Here is a 22079-nt window from a genome sequence, read left to right as displayed (position 1 = left end):
CGTCCGTCGGGCGGACCATTACTTCGCAATGACGGCACAACGCTAATCGCGTATCGCGTTCTTGAGGTGGCGCCGCAGGAGCGGAAGGCACAGTTACGAAGGGCTTGTTGCAAAGTAAGCAGGTCGTAGCCTCCTTCTTGTGCGTTGTCAGTCCACAATAGGTGCATTTGCGAGGCATAGTACTTCAATAAAATATGACTCGGCGACTCCCCTTCATCGCGTTGTTACTCGCCGTTTTTCGCCCTGGGTTTAAGCCACCACGAAATTGCGCGGAGTGACCGTCTTTCGTAACTGTCTTCTGGTTGCTCCGACGCGAGAGACGCGGATTTGGTAATCACACAATCGACACCATATACGTCAGCAAGGAAATGCGGAAGTTCCTTAACGCTAAGATTCCACGTTGGCGCAATTTGCTCAAGCAGTTCGCCAAGCCGCAAATCGCAATCGTTGGCGACAGCGGGCAAGAATCTCGCGCAGTCCTTTTGGCCGCTGTAGTTGTTTGAATGTGTAAACAAGTGGAGCAACGTATCCAACCGTTCGCCGCTGGGAATCGCGAGGAAGCGTTTCTTCAGTTGAACAGCCCGATGTTTATGCACGGGCTTCCGAATGGCTTCAATGAATCGAAGCTGCTCGGATGATAGCTCCATTGATTCTCATGTAAGTCGGGTATCATCGACGATCACCCCCTTCACGGGCCGACCGGTTGCCGGTGAAGGTGGAGTGGGTGTCGCACACGGTGTAAAGGTCTGTCGATCGCAACAACGAGTGAACTGGGATGCATCGTTTGGTTCGCGCATTCGGTCGGCACGCCAGTGGGCACCATCGCCGTTGTTGGCCAATGTAGTCGATCGGAAGGGCAAGGGAAATTCGTTTCCCCATTCGACGGTCGGCACTTCGAGCGTTGGATTGTCTCACCCATGTTGGCACACAGGGCCGCCACTTGCATCTCTCGGACTTCATCGTCGTCAGTGGTCACCGCGTCGGCTTGTCGACTTCGGCCGAGTCGACCGTGCACCAAGTGAGACAAGAATCACGCAAAGACGCCAAGCCGCAAAGAAGCGGGGTCAAATCTTTGCGGCTTGGCGACTTTGCGTGAGGCCCTTCCAGCAAGTACGTCAGCGCACCTGTCGAACCCTGACTTCAGGAGCGAATAACAGGAAACGCAGGTCTGAAAAAATCGGATGGCGCATTTCGAGCGCACCAATCAAACCGTGGATGAATGATCAACCACAGAGGTCACGGAGTGACACAGAGAAGAGGTGGGCCGTTGCGGTCAGACGCCGGTTAGCAGCAGTGGAAAACCTGTCGATAAACAGCAAAATTTAGGTGCAAACAATGTCAGGAATTTTCAGCCCAAATCCCCGCGCCCCCTAGACACGATGCTTCAGATGTCTCCGTTGCAACCCATGGTTCTGCCCTCAGTCGCGTTCGCCGGAGGCTGGCGTGCCGTAATCAAGTTTGCGTTCCTAGGTGTTTACGATAGTAGTCGTCCCGGAAGGCTCGTATCTCGTCCTGGATCGCGTCCCAGGCATCCGCCCCGTCTTGTTGAGCAATGTGGTCAAGTGCAAGCGAATTGTAGCCGCGTTCATACGACAGCTTGTTGGAATCTGTAATGTCGCTGACGTGCTCGACGTGAATGTCGTAGCGTTCAGCCATAAGATCGTAGGTGAATCTTCCCCACGCCCCAATCAGTTGAGCGTACATTCTTCTCGTGCCATTCGCCCAGTCAGCAGCGGCCTCGTTTCGCCCGCGTTCGTATTCGTGTTGTATTAGTTCGATCGTTGAATCTCAGTTGAAGATCACCACGCCATCAGTGGCAGAACGTCCGCCGTTCACCGCGGCACGGCGAACGACATTGTGTTTTCGATTGACGCCGACTCCGCGCCTGCGTGTGCGGGCGGATGGTTCACGGGTCGGGCCACGACGACGGTTCGAACCATCGCCGCTGTTTGCCAAAGTACTCGATTGGAATCGTCACGGGAAATCGAACGTCCCTGGCACCACTCATTTCATTGGACAGTTGCAATGAAGCCCGGAGGGCTGGCACAGTGTCTGCCGGTGGTGTCAACCACCGGTCTCAAATGCAATGAACCACAGAGGCCCGAAGGGCCGGCACAATCAGTCTCCTAGCCGCCCGGAAGCGTTGGAAGCCCGAATACTGTGTCGGCCCGCTGGGCCTTGAGCATCGCTTGGAATCCGTCCCCGGTGGCTGACGCCCTCGTTGTTATACACAATTCATTCCCCTGATCTGGTTGCATTTGGACCAAAGCTTCGCCAACAACTACTGATGTCGTAGAGTCGTTCCATGCCGCGCATGACCGTATCGGTGCCAGGCTCGTCATGTCGTGGTCGGTCGATGTAGCCGCCAAGCCGAGCGATCATGCGGACGATCTCCTTCAACGTCGGTGGTTTCTTTGGCGGATCTTCCCCGGTGACGATCTTGTATACCGGCTGCCATTCGTCGGCTACGAATACTGCTTCACAGCTGACGTCTGGACATTCGCGACCGATCCGCACGCTGTAGAACGTTCGCCACGCCAAGATCATCGAAACAGCGAGACAACGCTCGAATCGTTCGATCTTTTCAAACCGCTTTGCTTCGATGCGAGTGCCTGATTTGAGAGTTCGGAAGAATACTTCGATCAACCAGCGAATGCAGTAGTAAGACAACACCAGCTCAATCTCTTCCTTGTTCGAAATCGGCATATTGGTCAGCAACAGCCAACTGATAGGCGTATCCCCTTCAGGCGGATCGATCTCGTGAGCCCAAATCGCGTTGACTTTCGTGGGCCGTAGGTGTCGATCGGGCCGATAGGGGTTCTTCAGTGTCAGCGTCGTTGCACGCACCTCGAGTTCGCATTGGCGTGCCTCTCGCGGTTGATTGCGTGCTCGTTTGTCACAGGCTAACTTGGGTTGGTGCGAACGAATCGTTATCGCTTTGGTGTAGCGTACTTTGCTCGCGGCGAGTTTTTCATGCAGATTTCCTGATGGCCGACCGTGCTGATCAACGATCGAACGGTCATAGCAACTGCGAATAATCCACCAAAAGTTCTTTGGAGAATCGGAATTACACTCGATGACTTCAAAGATGTCCGCTTCGCTGTCAGCCACGCAGACAACTTGCGTTTCGGGGTGCTCGCTAGCGATTAACTGTGCTTCGCGGTGGTTTTCAAGCCATCGCAGAGACTCCTTCTCTTCAATCGGCACTTTCTTTCGATCATCGGCTTTTGACGGACCTTCCTCGCGAGTCCAAAGTTCCGCTGCAACGGTTCCTAAGGGCGTGCCGGTGGGAGTGAACGCCATCAGCGGGTGAAGCAACTCGCCGTAGCGTGAACTGCCATCTAGCGGACCGGCCCCTTCTACTTGCGTGTTAGGTTTCGTCAAATCCAGTTCCGTCGTATCGTGAGCCAAGATGACAACTTCTTGCTCAGCAAGACGCTTATAGCAGGCATCTATATGGGGCGCTAAAATGTCCTCAAAGCAGATCGCATCGTTATCAAAAAGTCGGTAGGCTGCCGTTGTTTCGTTGTGTCCTGCGCCGACTGCAGCAGGAATGCTCTTGCTCGGCAAACCAGCCATGGCGGAGAGCACTTCGGCAAGTCGTTCATTTCGTCTCTTGTCGCCAAGATCCACCGTTTCTAATTCGTCAATCACCCATTGGCTCACCATCGCAAACACTCCGTTGCTACCTGTCGTGCACCTGAACTCCCTGTGAGCAACAGTTTGAGCGATTTCGCGAATCAATACATCATCAAAAATTTGTGTATAACAACGAGGGCTGACGCCACCGGCAGACACTCTGCCGGCCCTCCGGGCCACAGACACATCGCCCGGGCAGCCGGTCCGTTGGATTCAGCAATGACTTTAAGGTCGTCATATCAGTCGTCGGTTTGTCAGCGCACCAGTCAAACGACGAAACCAAATGCGAATCCCAGGAAACAGAGGTCTGAAAATCCCGATGGGGGCTCTTCGAGCGCATCAATCAAACCGGGATGTCAGGCCTAGGACCGCGATGGGAACAGCGGAAAAGAGAGCAACCACGAACGACGCGAAAAACACGAAAGTTGACCCGGCGTTGCCGCCACGCGTCGGGTAGGAGCGCGAACTTGATTATTACTTGGTCTCGCCGGCCGGGGGGCTTATCTGCCGCCTTATCCCCGGGTCGATAAGGATTTGGCGGTCTTATCCCCAGCTCGGCGGTAAGTGATCGTCGAATTATCCGGTTTTATGCTCGCATGAAAAAGCCGGGGGAGGTCTGGCGATGCCCCGGACAGGGGGGCTGGGCGTGATTGGCGAAATAAGGGTGCAGACGTTCAGGCTGGGGGCATCGGCTCGCATTTTTCTGACCGCCGCTGGCGTGGTTGCTGGCATCGGTGATCGGTCAGCAGAAAACCCCACGAAACTCCCGCGGGAGGGTTGCCCGCGGGGTGGTCGACTAAACTCACGGTTCATTGGAACTGTGCGAAATCTTCACCGTTCGGGGTAACCTGCCCCGTTCTGCTGCCATAAACCATCTGAAATGGCAATTGATCCCCCCTTCGACGATTCGCAGACCGAATCTGCTCTCCGGCGCGTTCGCAGCGGTGAAACCGCGGCGTTTGAGACCGTGGTGCGCGGCTACGAACGGCCGCTGCGGGCTTGGTTGGCCGCCCACGCGCCCCCGGGCGTGGATGTCGACGAGATCGCACAACGCAGTTTTTTGGCCGCGTTCACCCGCCTGGACGAATACCAACCGGGGACGGAATTCGCCGCCTGGTTGTTCACCATCGCCCGGTTTCAGCTGCGGACCGAGACGACCCGGCTGCGGCGGATCGCCGACTATCACGCCCGCTACGGCCCCGATCTGTTGCAGCGTGAACTCGACCGACGCAGCGACGAGACGCCGGAGATGTGGACGATGCGGCTGGAAAGTCTGCAAATGTGCCTGGACTCGCTCGGTGATTCGCTTCGCCGGTTCGTCACCTGGCGCTACGACGAGGAAATCCCCTTGGAAGAAATGGCGGCCCGCTGCGATCGCTCGGTCCCCGCCGTCAAGAAGCAGCTTTGGAAAGTCAGGCAGAAGCTGCAATCGTGTATCGAAACCCGTATGGCAACGGCGAAGGGAGGTTCGTCATGAATCCGGAAGATCGTTTCGCCCAACTTTGGACCGACTACCTGGAAGGCGAGTTGGATGATCAGTCGCTGGCGGAGCTTCGGGAACTGCTGGCGGCTGACGAGAGCCGCGTGACGTTGGCCGCGGATCTGTTTCAAACGCATCGGCTGTTGGGCTTGGTGGTCGAAGAGGAACCGTCACGCCAGGATGATTTCGTTCGCGAGACGATGGCCAAGCTGCCGAGTGATCCGGACGACTTTGTCGGCCGCGTGATGTCCAAGGTGCGGAAGACAAAGCCGGCGGATGCCGATCTGCGGGGTGCCGGTGGGGTGGATGACAAATCGCATCGACCGTACCGCCCGCCTGTCGCGGCCGTCGGACTGTGGGTCGCCGCGGCGGTGTTGTTGCTGGCCGCCGTGTCGTTTTATCTGCTGCCGGGCGGGCCGAACGAAATCGAAATCGGATCGACCGGAAAACCATCCACGGGAAACGCATCGGTCGGCGGCGAAGTGCGGCTGGCCAGCAGCGCGCGGGCGACGTTCTTCGGCGAGCTGTCGCCGCCGGTCGGGACGGTGCTGGTGCCGCAGCGTGAGTATGTGCTGATGACCGGGATGGTGGAGGTCGCGTTTCCGGCCGGGGCGTCGGCGATTTTGGAAGGCCCGGCGGTGTTCCGCGTGACCAGCGGTGAGAGCTTGGCGTTGGACGTCGGTCGTTGCAGCGTGCACGCACCTGATGGTGCCGAAGGGTTCCGCGTCGACACGCCGGCCAGTCGCGTCGTCGATCGCGGGACGCGGTTTGCCGTCAGCGTGTCCGAAACCAGTGTCACCGAAGTGCATGTGACCGAAGGGGCCGCGGATGTGTATGAGAACGCCGATCCGGCCGCGGCCGAAACGAACACTCAGACACGATTGGTCGGGGGTGAGGCGAAGGCGTTTTCCACCGCCCGCGGCATCAACGTCGATGCGGTGCCCTTTGACGCCGGTGTGTACCGGGACGGATTGCCCGATCGCGTGGTGTCGTATGAAGCGAGCGAAGCGGACGGCGGCGGTGCCGAGCTGCTTCGAAGCGTGACGATCCAACGTGGCGGACGCGTGATGAAGATCGCGGTAAGCGACTTGATCCCCGCGCGGTTGACCTGGTTCCGTGCCACCGAGCCGCGCGCGTTCCTGTGCGGCAGCCAGGAGTTGCCTGTTCCGTCGACCGACGTCGTCTTTGATCGCAGTTTGGTCACCGGCGTGATCAATCCCGACGGCAGCGAACAACCGCTGACGAGCGACCCGATCATGGAAGGCGATTCGGGGACGCCCGGCATGGCGTTTCGATTCGATCGACCAATTTTCAACGGGCCAGGGGCCGACGTGGTATTCTTTGATTTGCAAACGTTCGGCAACCCGATCGACGGAGACGCGTTTCACGTCAGCCCGTTGGTGTTTCGCGAGGGATTGCACTCGCACACGATCCGACACTACGACCTGACGATGGAATCCCCCGAGACGCAGGTGCTGGCGAACTTTTACGTTCATCTGTTCGCCCAACCGGCCGACTCGGTCACACAGTTGCAGACGCTCGGTGCGGTCCAACAACGCCAGGCGATGCGGTTCCGCGGGTTGGCCGTCGGGATCGATTTGTCCGATCTGGGTTACGCCCCAGGGGAGAGCGTCGACGGATTGTTTCTTCAAGACGCGCTGGATGACAAACACATGGTTGACCCGGTCTTCATCGCCGGCCTACCGGAGCTGAAATGAATATGGCAAGAGTGTCAAGAATCGCATGCGTGCTCTGCTTCAGCCTGCTGACCACGCCGCTGGTCGCCGCCGACGCCACGCCGGCCCAGCGTGATCTGTTCGAGATTCATGTTCGCCCGATGCTGGTCAAGCACTGCATCAAGTGCCACGGTGAATCCAAACAGGAGGGCGGGTTGCGGCTCGATTCATTCGACGCCCTGACCAAGGGCGGCGATTCCGGGCCGGCAATCGTGGCGGGCAAACCGGACGAAAGTTTGTTGATCGAGGCGCTGCGTTACGAATCGTTCGAGATGCCGCCGAGTGGTCAATTGGAAGATTCGGTGACCGCGGGAATCGAACAGTGGATCCAGGCCGATTCACCCTGGCCGACCGGACTGGTGCTCAAGCCGATGGCGAAGATCACCGACCAGGACCGCGACTGGTGGTGTTATCAACCGATCGCCGATCCCGATGTTCCGGAGGTGGATGATGAGGGTTGGTGCCGCAACGAAATCGATCACTTTGTCTTCCGGCGACTCGATCAAGAGGGCCTGCGCCCGGCGAGCGAGCCCGACGCTCGAACGCTCCTAAGGCGTGTCCATTTTGCCGTGACCGGTTTGCCGCCGCACGATCAAGCCGCCCAGTCGATCACGAATGATGACAACTGGTACGAAACGCTGGTCGATCAATTGCTCGACGATCCCGCGTACGGCGAGAACCAGGCGCGGTATTGGTTGGACCTGGTCCGCTACGCCGATTCGGACGGCTACAACGCCGATCATGGACGTCCCGAAGCGCACCACTATCGCGAGTACGCGATTCGATCGTTCAACGAAGACAAACCCTATGATCGATTTGTTACCGAACAACTGGCCGGTGATGAAGTCGATCCCGGCAACCGTGACGCGTTGATCGGGACGATGTATCTGCGTCATTGGATCTACGAATGGAACCAACGCGACGTGGAAGGCCAGTGGGATCAGATCCTCAGCGACGTCACTGAAACAACGGCGGACGTGTTTTTGGCTCAGGGATTGAAGTGCGCCCGCTGTCACGATCACAAGTTCGATCCGCTGTTGCAAAAGGACTACTACGCGATGAAGGCGTTCTTCGCACCGCTGCAACCGCGCGAGGACCAGCCGATCGCCGACGTTGAAACACGCACCAAGCATTTGCAACAACAGCAAGCTTGGGAGGCGGCCACGGAAGAGATTCGCCAGCGGTTGCACGAGATCGAAACGCCGGTGTTGCTGAAGCATGCCACGCGCGAGGGCTTTGACAAGTTCACCAAGGAGATCCGGTCGATGATCTCCAGCCGTCGTCCTGAACGCAGCCCCTATGAACATCAAATCGCATCACTGGCCTCCAACCAGTTTGACGTGCATCCGGAAAAACTGGCCGAGTGGCTGGACGAGGAAACCGAAGCCGAACGTCAACGCTTGCACAAACAGCTGGCCGAGTTCGATCATCTAAAACCCGAACCGCTGCCGACGCTGAAGTTTGTCGCCAGCGATGTCGGGCCGATCGCGCCGCCGACGACGATCCCCGATTCGGCGGATGCGTCGCCGATTGCTCCGGGATACCCGACGATTCTGGAGGACAAGCCGGCCGAGGTTCAACCGCCGCCGGCCGCGCTGCAATCGACCGGACGCCGAACGACGTTGGCACGCTGGATCACCGACGAAAACAACCCGCTGACGGCGCGGGTGATCGTCAATCGCATCTGGCAACAACACTTTGGTCGCGGGCTGGTGGAAACGACCAGCGACTTCGGCCACCTGGGCACGCCGCCGTCCCACCCCGAATTGCTCGATTGGTTGGCCCGCCGCTTCATGCAGGACGGCTGGAGTCTGAAAAAACTGCATCGGTTGATTTTGACTTCGGCGACCTACCGACAATCGTCCCAGCGACCGATGGACGAGCAACTGGCGAAGATCGATCCGCAGAACGTCTTGCTGTGGCGGATGACGCCGCGACGGCTGTCCGGCGAAGAGATTCACGATTGCGTGCTTTCGGCCAGCGGCGAAATGGGGAAAGGGAAACGGGCGATCTACAAAACGGTCAAACGCAACAAGCTGGATCCGCTGTTGGCAGCGTTCGACTTTCCCGATCGAGTGGAAAGTCAGTGCAAACGACACCGCACGACCACTTCGCCCCAAGCGTTGTTGTTGATGAATGATCCCTGGCTGCATGATCGGGCCAAACACTTGGCGGCCGAGATGGAATCGGAAAGCTTCGACACGCTGCTCCAGTCGGCCTACCAACGGTTCTTTTTTCGCGCACCGACCGACAAGGAGCTTCGGCAAGCCCGGCAGTTCGTCGAAACCTATCAATCGATCACACCGCAACCCGAACCGCCGAAGTTGCTGGCATCATTTCCTGGCGGGCGTTCGGCGATCGCGTTGAAATCCGACCCGCCGACAAAGATTCAGATCCCGCCGGTCAAACCACTGCAGCCGATGTCGGACGAAGGCGACTTTACCATCGAAGCGACCGTGATGTTGGATTCGCTGTATCCGGATGCGTCGGTGCGAACGATCGCGGCCAACTGGTCGGGCAATCAGTCACATCGCGGCTGGTCGCTGGGCGTGACGTCCACCAAGAGTGCGTTCAAGCCGCGCAACTTGATCCTGCAGCTTGTCGGATCACGCAAAGAACAGGGCGGCAAACCGGAATACGAAGTCGTCGCGTCGAACTTGCGGCTGGAATTGAACCGGCCGTATTACGTTGCCGTTTCGATCGACTTGGATGACCCATCGAAGGACGGCATCACGTTCTATTTGCAGGACCTGTCGAAACCAGATGCGAAACTGCAAGTTGCCGGTGTCGCACACCAGGCCCGCTGGGACGTGCAAGCCGATCGTCCGATCGAACTGGGCGGCCGCTCCGGTTCACATCGTTGGGACGGATTGATTCAGAACGTTCGACTGCATCAGACGGCACTTGGCGGTGACCAAGTGGCGCGGCAATTGGCCGGCGAGGGATCGATGTCGCATTTGGTTTTTGATGTTCAGTTTGACGATGCCGATGAATTGGGCCGCGATGTGTCCGGCAACAATCTGCATGCCATCGTCAACTCGGGTGATGACACGACGGCGTCACCCCAACAACGCGCCCGCGAGGCGCTGATTCACGCGCTCTTATGCTCCAATGAGGCGATCTATGTCGATTGATAATTCGAATCGCGAAACGATGTCACGTCGCCGGATGTTGCTGCACAGCGGCAGCGGGTTTGGTGCGATGGCGTTGGCGGGGATGTTGCCGCAGGACAATGCGGAGGCGGCCAAACGGTCGGCCCCCTCGCCGCTGGCTGCGAAATTGACAAACCATCCGGCGAAAGCCAAAAGCGTGATCTTTCTGTTCATGGATGGCGGGCCGAGCCACTTGGACACGTTTGATCCCAAGCCCGCGTTGGAGAAGCTGGCTGGCAAGCCGATCCCTGAAAGCTTTGGCCGGGTGATCACGGCGATGGGCGAATACGATTCGCCGATCCTGCCGTCGCCGCGGAAATGGAAACAGCACGGCGAAAGCGGGTTGTGGGTTTCCGACTGGCTGCCACACACCGCGGAAATGGCCGACGAGTTGGCCGTGATCCGGTCATGCTGGACCAACGGCATCAACCACTCCGGAGGCATCTGTCAGATGAACACCGGCAGCCAGTTCGCCGGACGGCCGTCGCTGGGCAGCTGGGTGACGTACGGATTGGGGACGGAAAACGAAAACCTGCCCGCCTTTGTCGTCATGCAAGAGGGCAAGGGACGCGTGATCAACGGTGCCCGAAACTGGGGCGCCGGGTTCATGCCGGCGATCTACCAGGGCACGACGATGCAGAAGACCGGCCAGCCCTTTGAAAACCTGAGCCCTCCCGACCACGTGGCGTCCGACCAGCAACGACGGGAACTGGATTTCCTGGCCCAGCTGAATCAACGTCATGCCGCCGAACGTCAAGACAACACGGATTTGGAAGCGCGTATCCGCAGCTTTGAACTCGCCTTCCAAATGCAATCCCACGCGCCCGAAGCGGTCGATTTGTCACAGGAGTCGGCCGACACGCATCGCTTGTACGGTCTGGACGATGACGCGACCGCACCCTACGGTCGCAATCTGTTGATGGCACGCCGGTTGGTCGAACGCGGCGTGCGGTTCGTGCAGTGTTACCACGGCGCGGGCAGCAAGTGGGATGCGCACGACAACATCGAAGACAATCACACCCGGATGTGTCGCGGCATGGATCTGCCGGTCGCCGGATTGCTGAAGGATTTGAAACAGCGAGGCTTGCTGGAGCAAACTCTGGTGGTCTGGGGCGGCGAGTTCGGACGCACACCGATGAGCGAAAAGGGCGACGGCCGCGACCACAACCCGACCGGTTTTACGATGTGGATGGCCGGCGGCGGCGTGCAAGGCGGACAGGCCTATGGGACGACCGACGAAGTCGGACTGCACGCCGTGGAAGATCGTTTGCATGTCCACGACATCCACTCGACGGTGCTGCACTTGATGGGCGTCGATCACCGCAAGTTGGTTTACATGCACAAGGGACGCCCGGAGCGGATCGATCAAAACGAAGGCCGCGCGTACACGGAGATCGTGGCGTCATGAGGTTGGGTCAGTGTTTATTCTTCTGTCTGGCGTTGTTTGTCGGTCTGGCATTGTTCTTCGGGGGCAGCGTGTTGGTTGCCCAGGATCAGGACAACGCCAACTCGGGTCCGCTCGCGCGCTGGGACTTCGGCGGCAACGATGTCGTTCCCGCAGCCGTTCGAGGCGGCGTTCAGCAGAATCTGCCGGGACCGCGCCCTCCGGAATTTCCCGACTTTGCCGCCGACAACACCGCCGTGCGCTTCGATGGCGGGTACCTGGCCATCACCGACACCGGGGCGGACAGCGAGTTCGACTTCACCGACGGGGATGCCGTCACGCTGGAGGCCTGGGTGAACCCGATCGGAATCCGTCCCGGAGATCTGTGGTATGTGATCGGCAAGGGGCGAACCGGTTCGCCGGGCTTTGCACGCGACAACCAAAACTGGTCGCTGCGATTGACCGGTGACAAGGGCGAAGCACGCGTGAACTTCTTATTCGCGACCGAGCCGTCCGGCGGCGACCAGCATTGGCACCGCTGGACGTCGAAGCTAGGGTTTCCGCTGAACACCGGGTGGCATCACATCGCGATCACGTATCGATTCGGCGAACCCAAATCGATTCGCGGTTTCGTCAACGGTCAGCCGACCGATGGCACGTGGGACATGGGCGGTGCGACCAGCGATCCACCGGTGGTCGATGACGACCAAGTTCGTATCGGCAGCCGTTTCAAAGGCATGATCGACGCGGTCGCCATCCACCGCGAAGTGCTGGATGACCAAACGATCGCGGCAAAGTTTCGACGCGTCGGTGGGCCTCGTGTGGTCAAGCTGCAACCGGAAGTCATGCCCGAGCTGGCTGATGTTCCCGAAGGCCGCGTCGTAATGCAGTTGTGCAGCGGTTTTCCGACACACGACCGCTGGTTGTACGACGGTGAAACGCAGCCGGACGAATCGGCGCGTTGGATCGGCGATGAATTCCTGATCCCACGGATCCCGCTCGAGTTCGATGACTGGGGGATTCGCACGGGCTGGAATGCGCCGGTGTTGATGCGGATGGCGGGCGATGTCGAGTTGCCGGTCGGGACCCATTCGTTCTTGATGCGTGCACGCGGGTTGGGGCGGCTGTGGATCGACGGCCAGCTGGTGGTGCGAACCAAGGCCCACAACAAGGCCCCGCCCAACGGCGAAGAACCGATGACACCGCTCGCCGTGCCGCCGTTGCCCGGAGTGCGAGTGCATGGGTACCGGCAACAAGAAGTCATCGCCGATGCGACGATCGAGCCCGAGGGCGAAGGCACCACGCGGCGGTGCCGAGTCGTGATGGAACTTGTCGTCGGCGGCAGCAGTCGACGCACGGAAACCGGCGAAGTCTGTGTGGCGATGTTGACCGACGACGGAACATCCTACGACGTCTTGGGCGCGGGGACGAAACGCTTTCCGTTGACCGATGCCGCCGTCGAGCCCGCACTGGACCGCATCGAAAACTCGCTCGCACGATTTGACGATGCCCGGCGCCGTGACGCCGCGGCATCGCAGGATTCGTTTTGGCGTCGCCGTCACGAGCTGGCCCGCCGATGGGCGGAGCAACACCCGACGCCGGAAATTCCCGCGTCGGAGACTCATCCGGTCGACGCGTTTGTCGAGCAAAAGATTGAAACCGCGCTGGCCGCATCGGCTGCCGTCGATGATTCCCAAGCCGAACACTTTCACGGCAAGGTCCTACCGCTACTCCGCGAACAATGTTTCCGCTGTCACGGCGAAAAATCCAAGGGCGGTTTGAAGCTGGATTCGCGCGACGCGGCCCTGGCCGGCGGTGAATCCGAGATTCCCGCGGTGGTTCCCGGAGATTTGGAATCGAGCGAGTTGATCAGTCAAATTCGCAGCGGGGCGATGCCGCCGACGGATGAAGGATTGTCCGAGCAGCAGATCGAATTGTTGGAGCAATGGGTCCGCGACGGAGCGGCTTGGCCGGCGCCGCCGTTGGAGGCCGACCGCGTCGCATTGGCGCCGATCGTCGACGACGAAGCGTTCTTGCGCCGCGTTTATCTGGATTCCGTGGGCGTTCCGCCGAGTGCGGATGAAGCAAGGGCGTTTCTTGAAGATGAACGCGATGACAAACGACAGCGTCTGATCGACCATCTGGTGGCCGACGAACGCTTTGCCGATCATTGGATGAGTTTCTGGCAGGATCTGTTGGCGGAGAATCCCTCGCTGCTGAACGCGTCGCTGAACAGCACCGGACCGTTTCGTTGGTTCCTGTATGATTCGATGCGAGACCACAAACCGGTCGATCGGATGTTGACCGAATTGTTGTTGTTGCGTGGCGGCGCGTCCGAAGGCGGCAGCGCCGGGTTCGGTGTGGCCGCGGAGAATGATTCGCCGATGGCGGCCAAAGGGCACATCATCGCATCGGCTTTCTTGGGCATCGAACTGCAGTGTGCACGCTGCCACGATTCGCCCTACCACAGCACGACGCAGCACGACCTCTATTCGTTGGCCGCGATGATGGCTCGCAAATCAATGAAGGTCCCCGCGACCAGTCGCGTCCCGGCCGGGTTCTTTGAGAACCAGCAAAACCGAGAATCGTTGATTCAAGTGACGCTTGCGGCGGACGAATCGGTCTCGCCCCGGTGGCCGTTTGCTCAACAAACCGGTGCGGTCGACAACGCGGACATTGATGCGTTGATGATGAAGCCGTCCGATACCCGCGAGCGACTCGCCGCACTGGTCACCGCGCCGCAGAACACGCGGTTTTCAAGCGTCATCGTCAATCGGGTTTGGAAACAGTTGATCGGAGCTGGCATTGTCGAACCGGTGCACGACTGGGAAGGCCGCGGTGCGAGTCACCCGGAGTTGCTGGACTGGTTGGCCCATGATTTCGTCGCGCATGGTTACGACCTGCGGCACTTGGTTCGTCGCATCGTGTCCTCGGATCTGTACCAGCGCGATGCGGTCGGAGCGAATCAGCAAGCGTCGCCGGAGCTGCGTTTCTTTAATGCACCGGAGCGTCGTCGATTGACGGCCGAGCAGATCGTCGATTCGCTGTATCAATCCACCGGAAATGCGATCGACGTTGAAGAGCTGACGTTTGTGCATGACGGTCGGCGTCCACTGAGTAACCGTCAAACGCTGGGGCAACCCCACCGCGCGTGGATGTTCGCCGACATCAAGAACGAACGCGATCGGCCCAGTCTGTCGCTGCCGAAAGCGCGGGCGGTCCTGGATGTCTTGGAAGCGTTCGGCTGGACGGGATCGCGTCAAATGCCGATTGCAGAGCGTGAGACCGATCCGAACGTGTTGCAACCGGGGATCCTGGCCAACGGCACGTTGTCGATGACCCTGATGCGGGCCTCGCGGGAGAGCGATCTGGCGCGTCTGGCGATCGATGCGGTGTCGCCGGAGGACTTGGTCGAGACGCTGTTTTTGCGCGTGTTGTGCCGGATGCCGAATCGGCAAGAGCGGGCGGAGTTCACCGACGCATTGGCCGAGGGTTTTGACCGGCGGATCATTCCCGACGCGGACGTGATGAGCTACCAGCCGCCGGCGCCGTTGCCGCTGGTGACCTGGTTCAACCATCTGCGTCCCCGAGCCAACGAGATTCAAGTGGAATTGGAACGTCGCGTTGCCGCCGGCCCGCCGCCCGACCCGCGGCTGGAAGCCTCCTGGCGGGAGGTCTATGAGGATGTCATCTGGAGCCTGGTCAACCATCGCGAATTTGTTTGGATCCCGTAATCGAGTCATGAACATGAGAGCTTTCACAAGACGCGACCTGTTGGCCGCCGGTGCAGCAACCGCGGGCGGAATGGCCCTCGCGTCTCAAGCACGTGCGAACCCATCCAGTCATGCAGCGCCGGGCAATCCGATCCAAGGCAAAACCGAGCACGTGATTTCGATCTGGCTCGGCGGCGGCATGGGGCAAATCGATACCTTCGATCCCAAACGCAAGGGCGATCCGAAGAAGAAGCAGGCGGGATCTTATTACGAATCCATCGACACCGCGGTCGATGGGGTGCAGGTCTGTGAACACTTGTCGAAGTTGGCGCCGTTGATGGATCGGGTCACGGCGGTCCGCAGCGTGCATCACGAAATGATCGACGAGCATGCCGCGGCGACCAATCGCATGCACACCGGCCGGCCGATCAGCGGAACGGTGACATATCCTTCGCTGGGATCGATCATCGCGCACGAACGTGGTGCCGCCGGCGATGCAGCCCCGCCGTACGTTTTGATCGGGTATCCGAACGTGACCCGTGGGCCGGGGTTCCTGGGTGCCCGCGACAGTTACCTGTATCTGACCGACACCAGCCAAGGCCCGGCGGGGTTGAGTCGTCCCGACGGGATCACGGCGAAGCGTCAATCGCGGCGCGAGCGGTTTCTGGCGACGCTGCAACGAAGTGACGATCCGACCGCCGAGCAGCGTTTACTGGATTACGACGCTGCGATCCGTCAGAGTTTGGAACTGAGCGGCCCGAGCTTCAGTCGCGTGTTCCAACTGGATCGTGAACCGGCCGATCTGCGCTCGCGCTACGGCGGCGAGTTCGGCCAGCGCTGTTTGCTCAGCCGCCGGTTGGTGGAGCGTGGCGTGCGGTTTATCGAAGTGTCGCACAACTTGAACTTTCTCAATGGTGCCGGTTGGGACGTGCACAATGCGGGAATCGAGCAACAGCACAAATTGATTCAGGAGATGGACACGGCGGTGTCGGCGTTGATCTTGGATTTGGAGCAAAAGAAGCTGCTGGACAAGACGTTGATCGTGATCACCAGTGAATTCGGACGTCCACCGGAGTTTGACAGCGGCGGCGGTCGGGGGCACCAAGGCACGGCGTTCAGTTGCATCCTGGCCGGCGGCGGGTTGGCCCACCGCGGTGCCTGGGGCGAAACCGATGAACTGTCAAAAAAGATCGTGTCCAATCCGGTCAGCGTGCCCGACTTCTTCGCGACGATCTTTGCCGCCGCCCAAGTCGACTACGGCAAGAACCTGTACGCCGGCGACCGCCCGGTCCCGATCACCGACCGCGGTCAACCGATCGCGGAGTTGCTGGGGTAGGTTTTTTTGGGGGTTTCGCTCGGTTCAACCGCTGTGGTGAAGAGGCCCGCGGTCGATAGGACCAAGAGGACAGATGGGACATATATGTCGTATGTGTCCTCTTGGTCCTATTGCACGATGGGTGCTCCGACTGGCACGACCAGCACGCACTTTGCCAACCCTCCAGAATCCTGCGTATCGCGTTTGAAAGAATCGCTATGATCGAACGACTTTGTCGCTACCCATTACTCCTGTTCGTGTTGTTGGCCGCGAGGTGTGTGGTGGCGGACGATTCGGGGATTCAGGTTTACGTTTCTCCCACGGGGTTGGATTCGCAACCCGGGACTTCAGAGCAACCGTTCGGCTCGATCGCACGGGCTCAGCAAGCGGTTCGTGCCGCTCGGGCTGGCGGTGATGATCAGGCGGTGACCGTTCACTTGGCTGCCGGTCACTATTCCTTGGGGCAGACCATCGTCTTTACTCCGTCCGATTCCGGTGCATCGCCGGAGCGTCCGGTGCGTTATCTCGGCGATCCCGCCGGCGAAGTCGTCTTGTCCGGCGGGCGGCGGATCGATGGCTGGCAGGTGGATTCCGAACATCCCGGCTTGTGGAAGACGCGCGTCGCGGTGCCGGAGTCGGAGGACAAAGACACAAGGCGGTTTGAACAACTGTGGGTCAACGGACGTCGCGCCACGCGGGCCAGAACGCCCAACGATGGCGACTTTTTCAGCTTGTTGGGCGTTGGTGAAACGCCCGTGGAATCATCGCCGTCAAGGATGAGACACACGTTCGCCACGCGAGCAAGCGATTTGGCGTCGCTTGGCGCTACCGATCAGGACGCGCTCCGCGATGCCCAAGTCGTCGTCTATCACAAATGGGACACCACGCGTGAATGGTTGGAATCGTGTTCGCCAAGTGAAGGTTATTTCACGACGCATGGCACTACGATGAAGTCTCACAATCCGATGAATCGCGATTGTTTGTACTTTTTCGAAAACTATCGCGATGCACTCGATGCCGCCGGCGAATGGTTCTTGGATCGACAGGGATGGTTGTTCTATCGTCCGCGTGAAGGCGAGACGATTGCCGAGGTCGAAGCGTTCTCGGCAGAGCTGCCGCGATTGTTTGAATTCCGAGGGGACGTCGATGATCCCCAGCGGCGCGTCCAACACATTCACTTTGAAGGGCTGACACTGCGGCACACCGAGTTTCGCATTCCCGAGCAAGGCATCCCGCCGAATCAGGCGGCGATGAACGTCGACGCCACCGCGATCCAGCTCGACGGCGCTCGGAACATCCGCTTTACCGATTGCGCGGTCGAACACATCGGTGGCACCGGATTTTGGTTTCGCCAGGCGTGTCGCGATTGTCGTGTCCAGCGTACCCGTGTGTTTGATGTCGGCGCCAGCGCCGTGCGAATCGGCGAGACTCGGCTGGTGCCTGAAACGGAGCGCACGTCGGCGATCACGGTCGACAATTGCATCTTGCACAGCGGTGGGCACAGCTTGCCGTGTGCCGTCGGGGTCTGGATCGGACACAGCGGCGACAATGCGATCACGCACTGCGACATCGCCGATTTTTATTACACCGCTGTGTCGGTCGGTTGGCGATGGGGCTACGCCGACAGCGGCGCGAAACGCAACCGCATCGAGTTCAATCATCTGCATCACATCGGGTACCGCATTCTCAGCGACATGGGCGGCGTCTATACCTTGGGGCCATCGGAAGGCACGCGAGTCGCCGGAAACGTGATCCATGACGTCTACGCGACACGCTATGGCGGATGGGGACTGTATCCCGACGAAGGCAGTTCGCACATCGTGTTTGAAAACAACTTGGTGTACGACGTCCGCGACGGCGGATTTCACCAGCACTATGGCCGCGAAAACATTGTTCGCAACAACATCCTGGCGTTCAGCGAAGAAGGGCAAGTCGCGGTGACACGCGCCGAACCCCACCTCTCGTTCACGTTCGAGAGGAATTTGGTTTACTTCGACGATGGTCAATTGCTCGGGTATTCCGGATGGAACAACGGTTCCAAAGTCGCAACGAACCACAACCTGTATTGGCGGGCCGGTGGCAAACCGATCGACTTCGCCGGCAAGAGTTGGCAGCAATGGCGCGACGCGGGGCATGATCAAGATTCGATCATCGCGGACCCGTTGTTTGTCGATGCCGACAATCGCGACTTCCGACTGCGGCCCGGATCACCCGCGTCCAAGATCGGGTTCGTCCCTTTCGACATCGCGTCGGCCGGCGTTCAGGGCGATCCGGCATGGAAAGACCTTGCCGCGTCAACGCGTTTCCGCGAACCGTATCAAGTTCCGCCGCCACAACCGATCAACGTCCACGATGATTTCGAATCCGACCGCCCGTTGTCGCTGGTCAGTCTGGCGACGTTGTCCGACGAAGGCCGAAAGTCGTCGTTCGCCGTGGTAGCGACACCTGATGGTGATGGACGTTGTTTAAAGGTGCAGGATACGGCGGACATGCGGGCTGCATTCAATCCCCACTTCTATTGGGACCCCCACTACACGCAAGGTGAGTCACGTTTGAGCTTTCGCATCCGCTTGGAACCGACCGTCGCGGTGTCATGCGAATGGCGCAGCAAGGGTCACCCATACCAAACCGGACCCAGTTTGCAATTCAGCGGCACGGCGGTGCACAGCCGCGGTCGCCTGTTGATCGACGTGGACGCGGAAACCTGGTTGCATGTCACGATGGAGGCGATGCAAGGAGATTCGGCCGGCCGTTGGCGGGCGACGTTTGTCTTGCCCGATGGTCGACGTCACGAAGTGGACGATTTGACGTGTGATCCTGGTTGGAGCGAAACCCGCTGGGTCGGGTTCATCGCGTCGGCACGCAGCAACGGCGCGTTTTATTTGGACAACGTCCGGATGGAAAACGACTGAAGTTGCTCGTAGCGGAAGTCGTCAACGAATGGTTGATTTAATCAGCCGTTTGGCGCGAGCCTACGGGCGCCAGTGCGTTTTCACGGTGTTGGAGGCCCGTACGCTCGCGCGAAACGGCTGATCCCACGTGTGATCGGAATAAATCAGAATTGCGTCAAGATTTTCGTTCACAGGGGTGCACGAAACTCTTGACGGGTTCCGCTACACGATTGACTCACTTACTCCGTTTTCAGGAAGTCGTATTCCGGGTTCACACATTTTCCCGCTGACGATTTGTAGACCAGTCGTAACGACTCGCGGCTTTCGGGATAGCGTCCCTTGTCATCGGTCGCGTCCTGCCACTGTTGCAATTGCTGACGATGTTCCTGGAGCACCGATTGGTAGTCCGGATTGTCGGCCAGGTTGATCGTTTGGTGGGGATCGGTTGTCAGGTCGTACAGTTCGTCTTCCGGGCGATGTTCGACGTCGTAGTAGGACGCTTGGAGCTTGCTGAGCTTTTCGGCGGCGAGCAGTTTGCGAAGCGTGACGAAGGTCGGGTAGTTTTCGCGGTATTGCGGCTGGTACAACGCGCGATCGGTTTTGTAGTTTCGGATGTATCGAAAACGCGGTGAGCGGACGGTGCGGATGCGGTCGATCGCGTTGCCCATCCGGTCGCGGGCCGAAATCACGTACTGGCGGGGCGTGAAGTCGTCGGCGAACAGATCGCGGCCTTCCATGAATTCCGGGATCTCGATCCCCGCCAGCCCCAGTGAACTGGCCGTGATGTCGATCCCGCTGACCAGATCCGATCGTGAGTTGCCGTGACGTGTGATTGAGTCGGTTCCGGCCGGCCAGTGGACGACCAGCGGAATCTTGGTTCCGTCCTCGTAGAGAAACTGTTTGGCCCGCGGCAGGGGGCTGCCGTGGTCGGTGAAGAAGAACACGGCGGTGTTGTCCCACAGGCCGTACTCTTTCAATGCCGAAATGATGGCGCCGACCTGCGCGTCGGTTTCGGCGATCTGTTCGTAGTGTCGCGCGATCGCGTTGCGGAACACGGGATGATCGGGGTACTGCGGCGGCACATTCACTTGAGCTTCCGCGACGCGGCTGGCGGCCGGATACTTTGATCCCGTTTCGCCTTCGAACTTTCCACCCTTGAGTTGGATTTGGCCGAAGAACGATTTGCCCTGCAATTGTTTCAACCAAGAAACGTCACGGCCGATCATGTGGCTGTTGACTTGTTTCCGGGTGGGCCGTTTGAACTCCGGCGAGTACATCGTGTCGCGATCGCGTTGGAAGTTGTAATCGTCCTTGGCCTCGTTGAAGGTCAGGTAGCCGGCGTCACGAAACAGTTCGGGGACCGTCACCACGTCGTCGGGCAACGGTTTTTTGATCATGGTGCGATGTTGATGCAGACCGTGGGTCGTTTGCATCGTACCGGTGATCAACGCAGAACGGGTCGTCGAACAAACCGGCGCCGGCATGTAGGCACGGGTGAACAAGACACCTTCCTCGGCCAGGCTGTCGATGTGTGGTGTTTCGGCCAGCGGGTCGCCGTAGCAGCCCATCCAGTCGCTCATGTCATCGACATAGATCCACAGAAGATTCGGGCGATCCGCCTGGGTGTTGTCGGCAGAGAGCGAAAGCAGAGCAGCCGCCAGCAGGATCAAAACGAATGAGAATCGCAGGGGATGCGAAAAAGGGAGAGGGATCATGTGGTGGACGTCGGGAAGTGATCGAAGGGGGAGACCATGGTTGGCCGGTGAGACTCGTTGGCCGGTGAGACCGCCACCTATCTTAGCCACGCTCGCCCCGACGTGGGAAACCACCGTTGAGTGACGGCAGGTAGCCGGACAGCGCCACTTTGCACGGGAAATATCGTAAATCGCCGGTCAAACGTAGCTACCTTCGCTAGAAGGTGGGGCACCGGGGGGGCCACGCTCTGGCGAGCGTAGCTACGTCAAAGCGGCGTTGTGCGGTTAGGAGCAATCGCTGGCCGGATCGCATGCCGGTTCGACTTTCGTCCAGACAAACAATTGTAGCGGCGGCAGGTTCATCGGGACGATTTCGGTTTTTGGGGGACCGAACAGCGGGCGGGCATAGTCTTTCACGTCGGAAACCACCTGATATGCGATGAAGACGCCTCCCGGACGAAGGACTTCGTGGACCGATTGGGTGATCCGCTTGGCTACCATCGGCGGCAGCTGGCTAAAGGGGATCCCCGAGACAGCCACATCGGCTTTGCCGAAGTCGTGTTTGGTCACGAGATCGATCAAGTCACAGGCATCAGCGAATTCCAAGGTCAGACGCGGGTCGGAGATGGCGCCCAGTGATTCCGCGAACGCGTCTGTTTTTTCGACCGCCAGCAGCCGAGCATCGGCCCGCATCGACTTCAGCAGCGCTTGAGTTGTACCACCGTCTCCCGGCCCGAGTTCGATGATGCGGCTGGCGGTTCGCACACAATCGCGATCGGCCAGATGTTCCGTCAAGAACGGCGAACTCGGGCAGACGGTGGCGACTTCAGTCGGGTTCTGGATCCAGGCCTTCAAGACGCACCACATCCGTTCGGCGAAACCGCGGCGTTTCGGGTGACCGGACGTGTGGCCTGGGGGCGACCGACGGACAGGGGAAAGGGTGGTGGTGGGCATGGGGATTCCGCTGGCGGGGACGTTGACCACGTGCTGGATGATTGATGGCGTGGTCAATGGAGCAACTGATGTACCGGTCGCCGTTTGTGACAGACGTCAACGGAGACTGTCGCCGCGCTTG

General features: G+C 59.5%; 11 protein-coding genes. 7 read left to right on the top strand and 4 right to left on the bottom strand.

What is annotated here, in order from left to right; all coding sequences use genetic code 11:
• Positions 1 to 1452 precede the first annotated feature (1452 nt).
• Positions 1453 to 1704, bottom strand: coding sequence for a hypothetical protein (locus Mal15_RS33105; RefSeq protein WP_147871639.1), 252 nt, complete (start codon positions 1702 to 1704; stop codon positions 1453 to 1455).
• A gap of 531 nt (positions 1705 to 2235) precedes the next feature.
• On the bottom strand, positions 2236 to 3669 hold the full coding sequence (locus tag Mal15_RS33100) for an IS4 family transposase (RefSeq protein ID WP_147866711.1): 1434 nt from the start codon (positions 3667 to 3669) through the stop codon (positions 2236 to 2238).
• A gap of 850 nt (positions 3670 to 4519) precedes the next feature.
• Between Mal15_RS33100 and Mal15_RS33095 the strand changes: the two genes are divergently transcribed.
• The 7 genes from Mal15_RS33095 to Mal15_RS33065 all read left to right on the top strand — a co-directional run bounded on the left by Mal15_RS33095 (position 4520) and on the right by Mal15_RS33065 (position 19331).
• Positions 4520 to 5116, top strand: coding sequence for a sigma-70 family RNA polymerase sigma factor (locus tag Mal15_RS33095; RefSeq protein ID WP_147871638.1), 597 nt, complete (start codon positions 4520 to 4522; stop codon positions 5114 to 5116).
• Positions 5113 to 6837: a FecR domain-containing protein gene (locus tag Mal15_RS33090; RefSeq protein WP_147871637.1), complete on the top strand. Its 1725-nt coding sequence runs from the start codon at positions 5113 to 5115 to the stop codon at positions 6835 to 6837. The genes Mal15_RS33095 and Mal15_RS33090 overlap by 4 nt, the downstream gene beginning before the upstream one ends.
• Positions 6834 to 9989 (top strand): DUF1553 domain-containing protein, encoded by a 3156-nt coding sequence (locus Mal15_RS33085; RefSeq protein WP_147871636.1) that lies wholly within the window; start codon positions 6834 to 6836, stop codon positions 9987 to 9989. Before Mal15_RS33090 ends, Mal15_RS33085 begins: the two co-directional genes overlap by 4 nt.
• A complete protein-coding gene (locus tag Mal15_RS33080) occupies positions 9979 to 11415 on the top strand; it encodes a DUF1501 domain-containing protein (protein WP_233903185.1) in 1437 nt (478 codons plus the stop codon). Before Mal15_RS33085 ends, Mal15_RS33080 begins: the two co-directional genes overlap by 11 nt.
• Positions 11412 to 15125 (top strand): DUF1553 domain-containing protein, encoded by a 3714-nt coding sequence (locus Mal15_RS33075; protein WP_147871635.1) that lies wholly within the window; start codon positions 11412 to 11414, stop codon positions 15123 to 15125. The genes Mal15_RS33080 and Mal15_RS33075 overlap by 4 nt, the downstream gene beginning before the upstream one ends.
• A gap of 13 nt (positions 15126 to 15138) precedes the next feature.
• Positions 15139 to 16440: a DUF1501 domain-containing protein gene (locus Mal15_RS33070; RefSeq protein WP_199773777.1), complete on the top strand. Its 1302-nt coding sequence runs from the start codon at positions 15139 to 15141 to the stop codon at positions 16438 to 16440.
• Positions 16441 to 16637: 197 nt separating this feature from the next.
• Entirely contained in the window at positions 16638 to 19331 is a 2694-nt protein-coding gene (locus Mal15_RS33065; protein WP_147871633.1) for a right-handed parallel beta-helix repeat-containing protein, read from the top strand.
• A 218-nt stretch (positions 19332 to 19549) separates the two neighbouring features.
• Here the strand turns inward: Mal15_RS33065 and Mal15_RS33060 are convergent, their stop codons facing one another.
• Positions 19550 to 21025, bottom strand: coding sequence for a sulfatase family protein (locus Mal15_RS33060; protein ID WP_147871632.1), 1476 nt, complete (start codon positions 21023 to 21025; stop codon positions 19550 to 19552).
• Positions 21026 to 21289: 264 nt separating this feature from the next.
• A complete protein-coding gene (locus tag Mal15_RS33055) occupies positions 21290 to 21958 on the bottom strand; it encodes a class I SAM-dependent methyltransferase (RefSeq protein ID WP_233903184.1) in 669 nt (222 codons plus the stop codon).
• Positions 21959 to 22079: the final 121 nt, after the last annotated feature.

Origin of the sequence: Stieleria maiorica (assembly GCF_008035925.1) — a bacterium.
In the GTDB taxonomy this organism is placed as follows: Bacteria; Planctomycetota; Planctomycetia; order Pirellulales; family Pirellulaceae; genus Stieleria; species Stieleria maiorica.
Note: the sequence above shows the minus strand (reverse complement) of the source record. Positions and strands in the feature narration are given on the sequence as shown.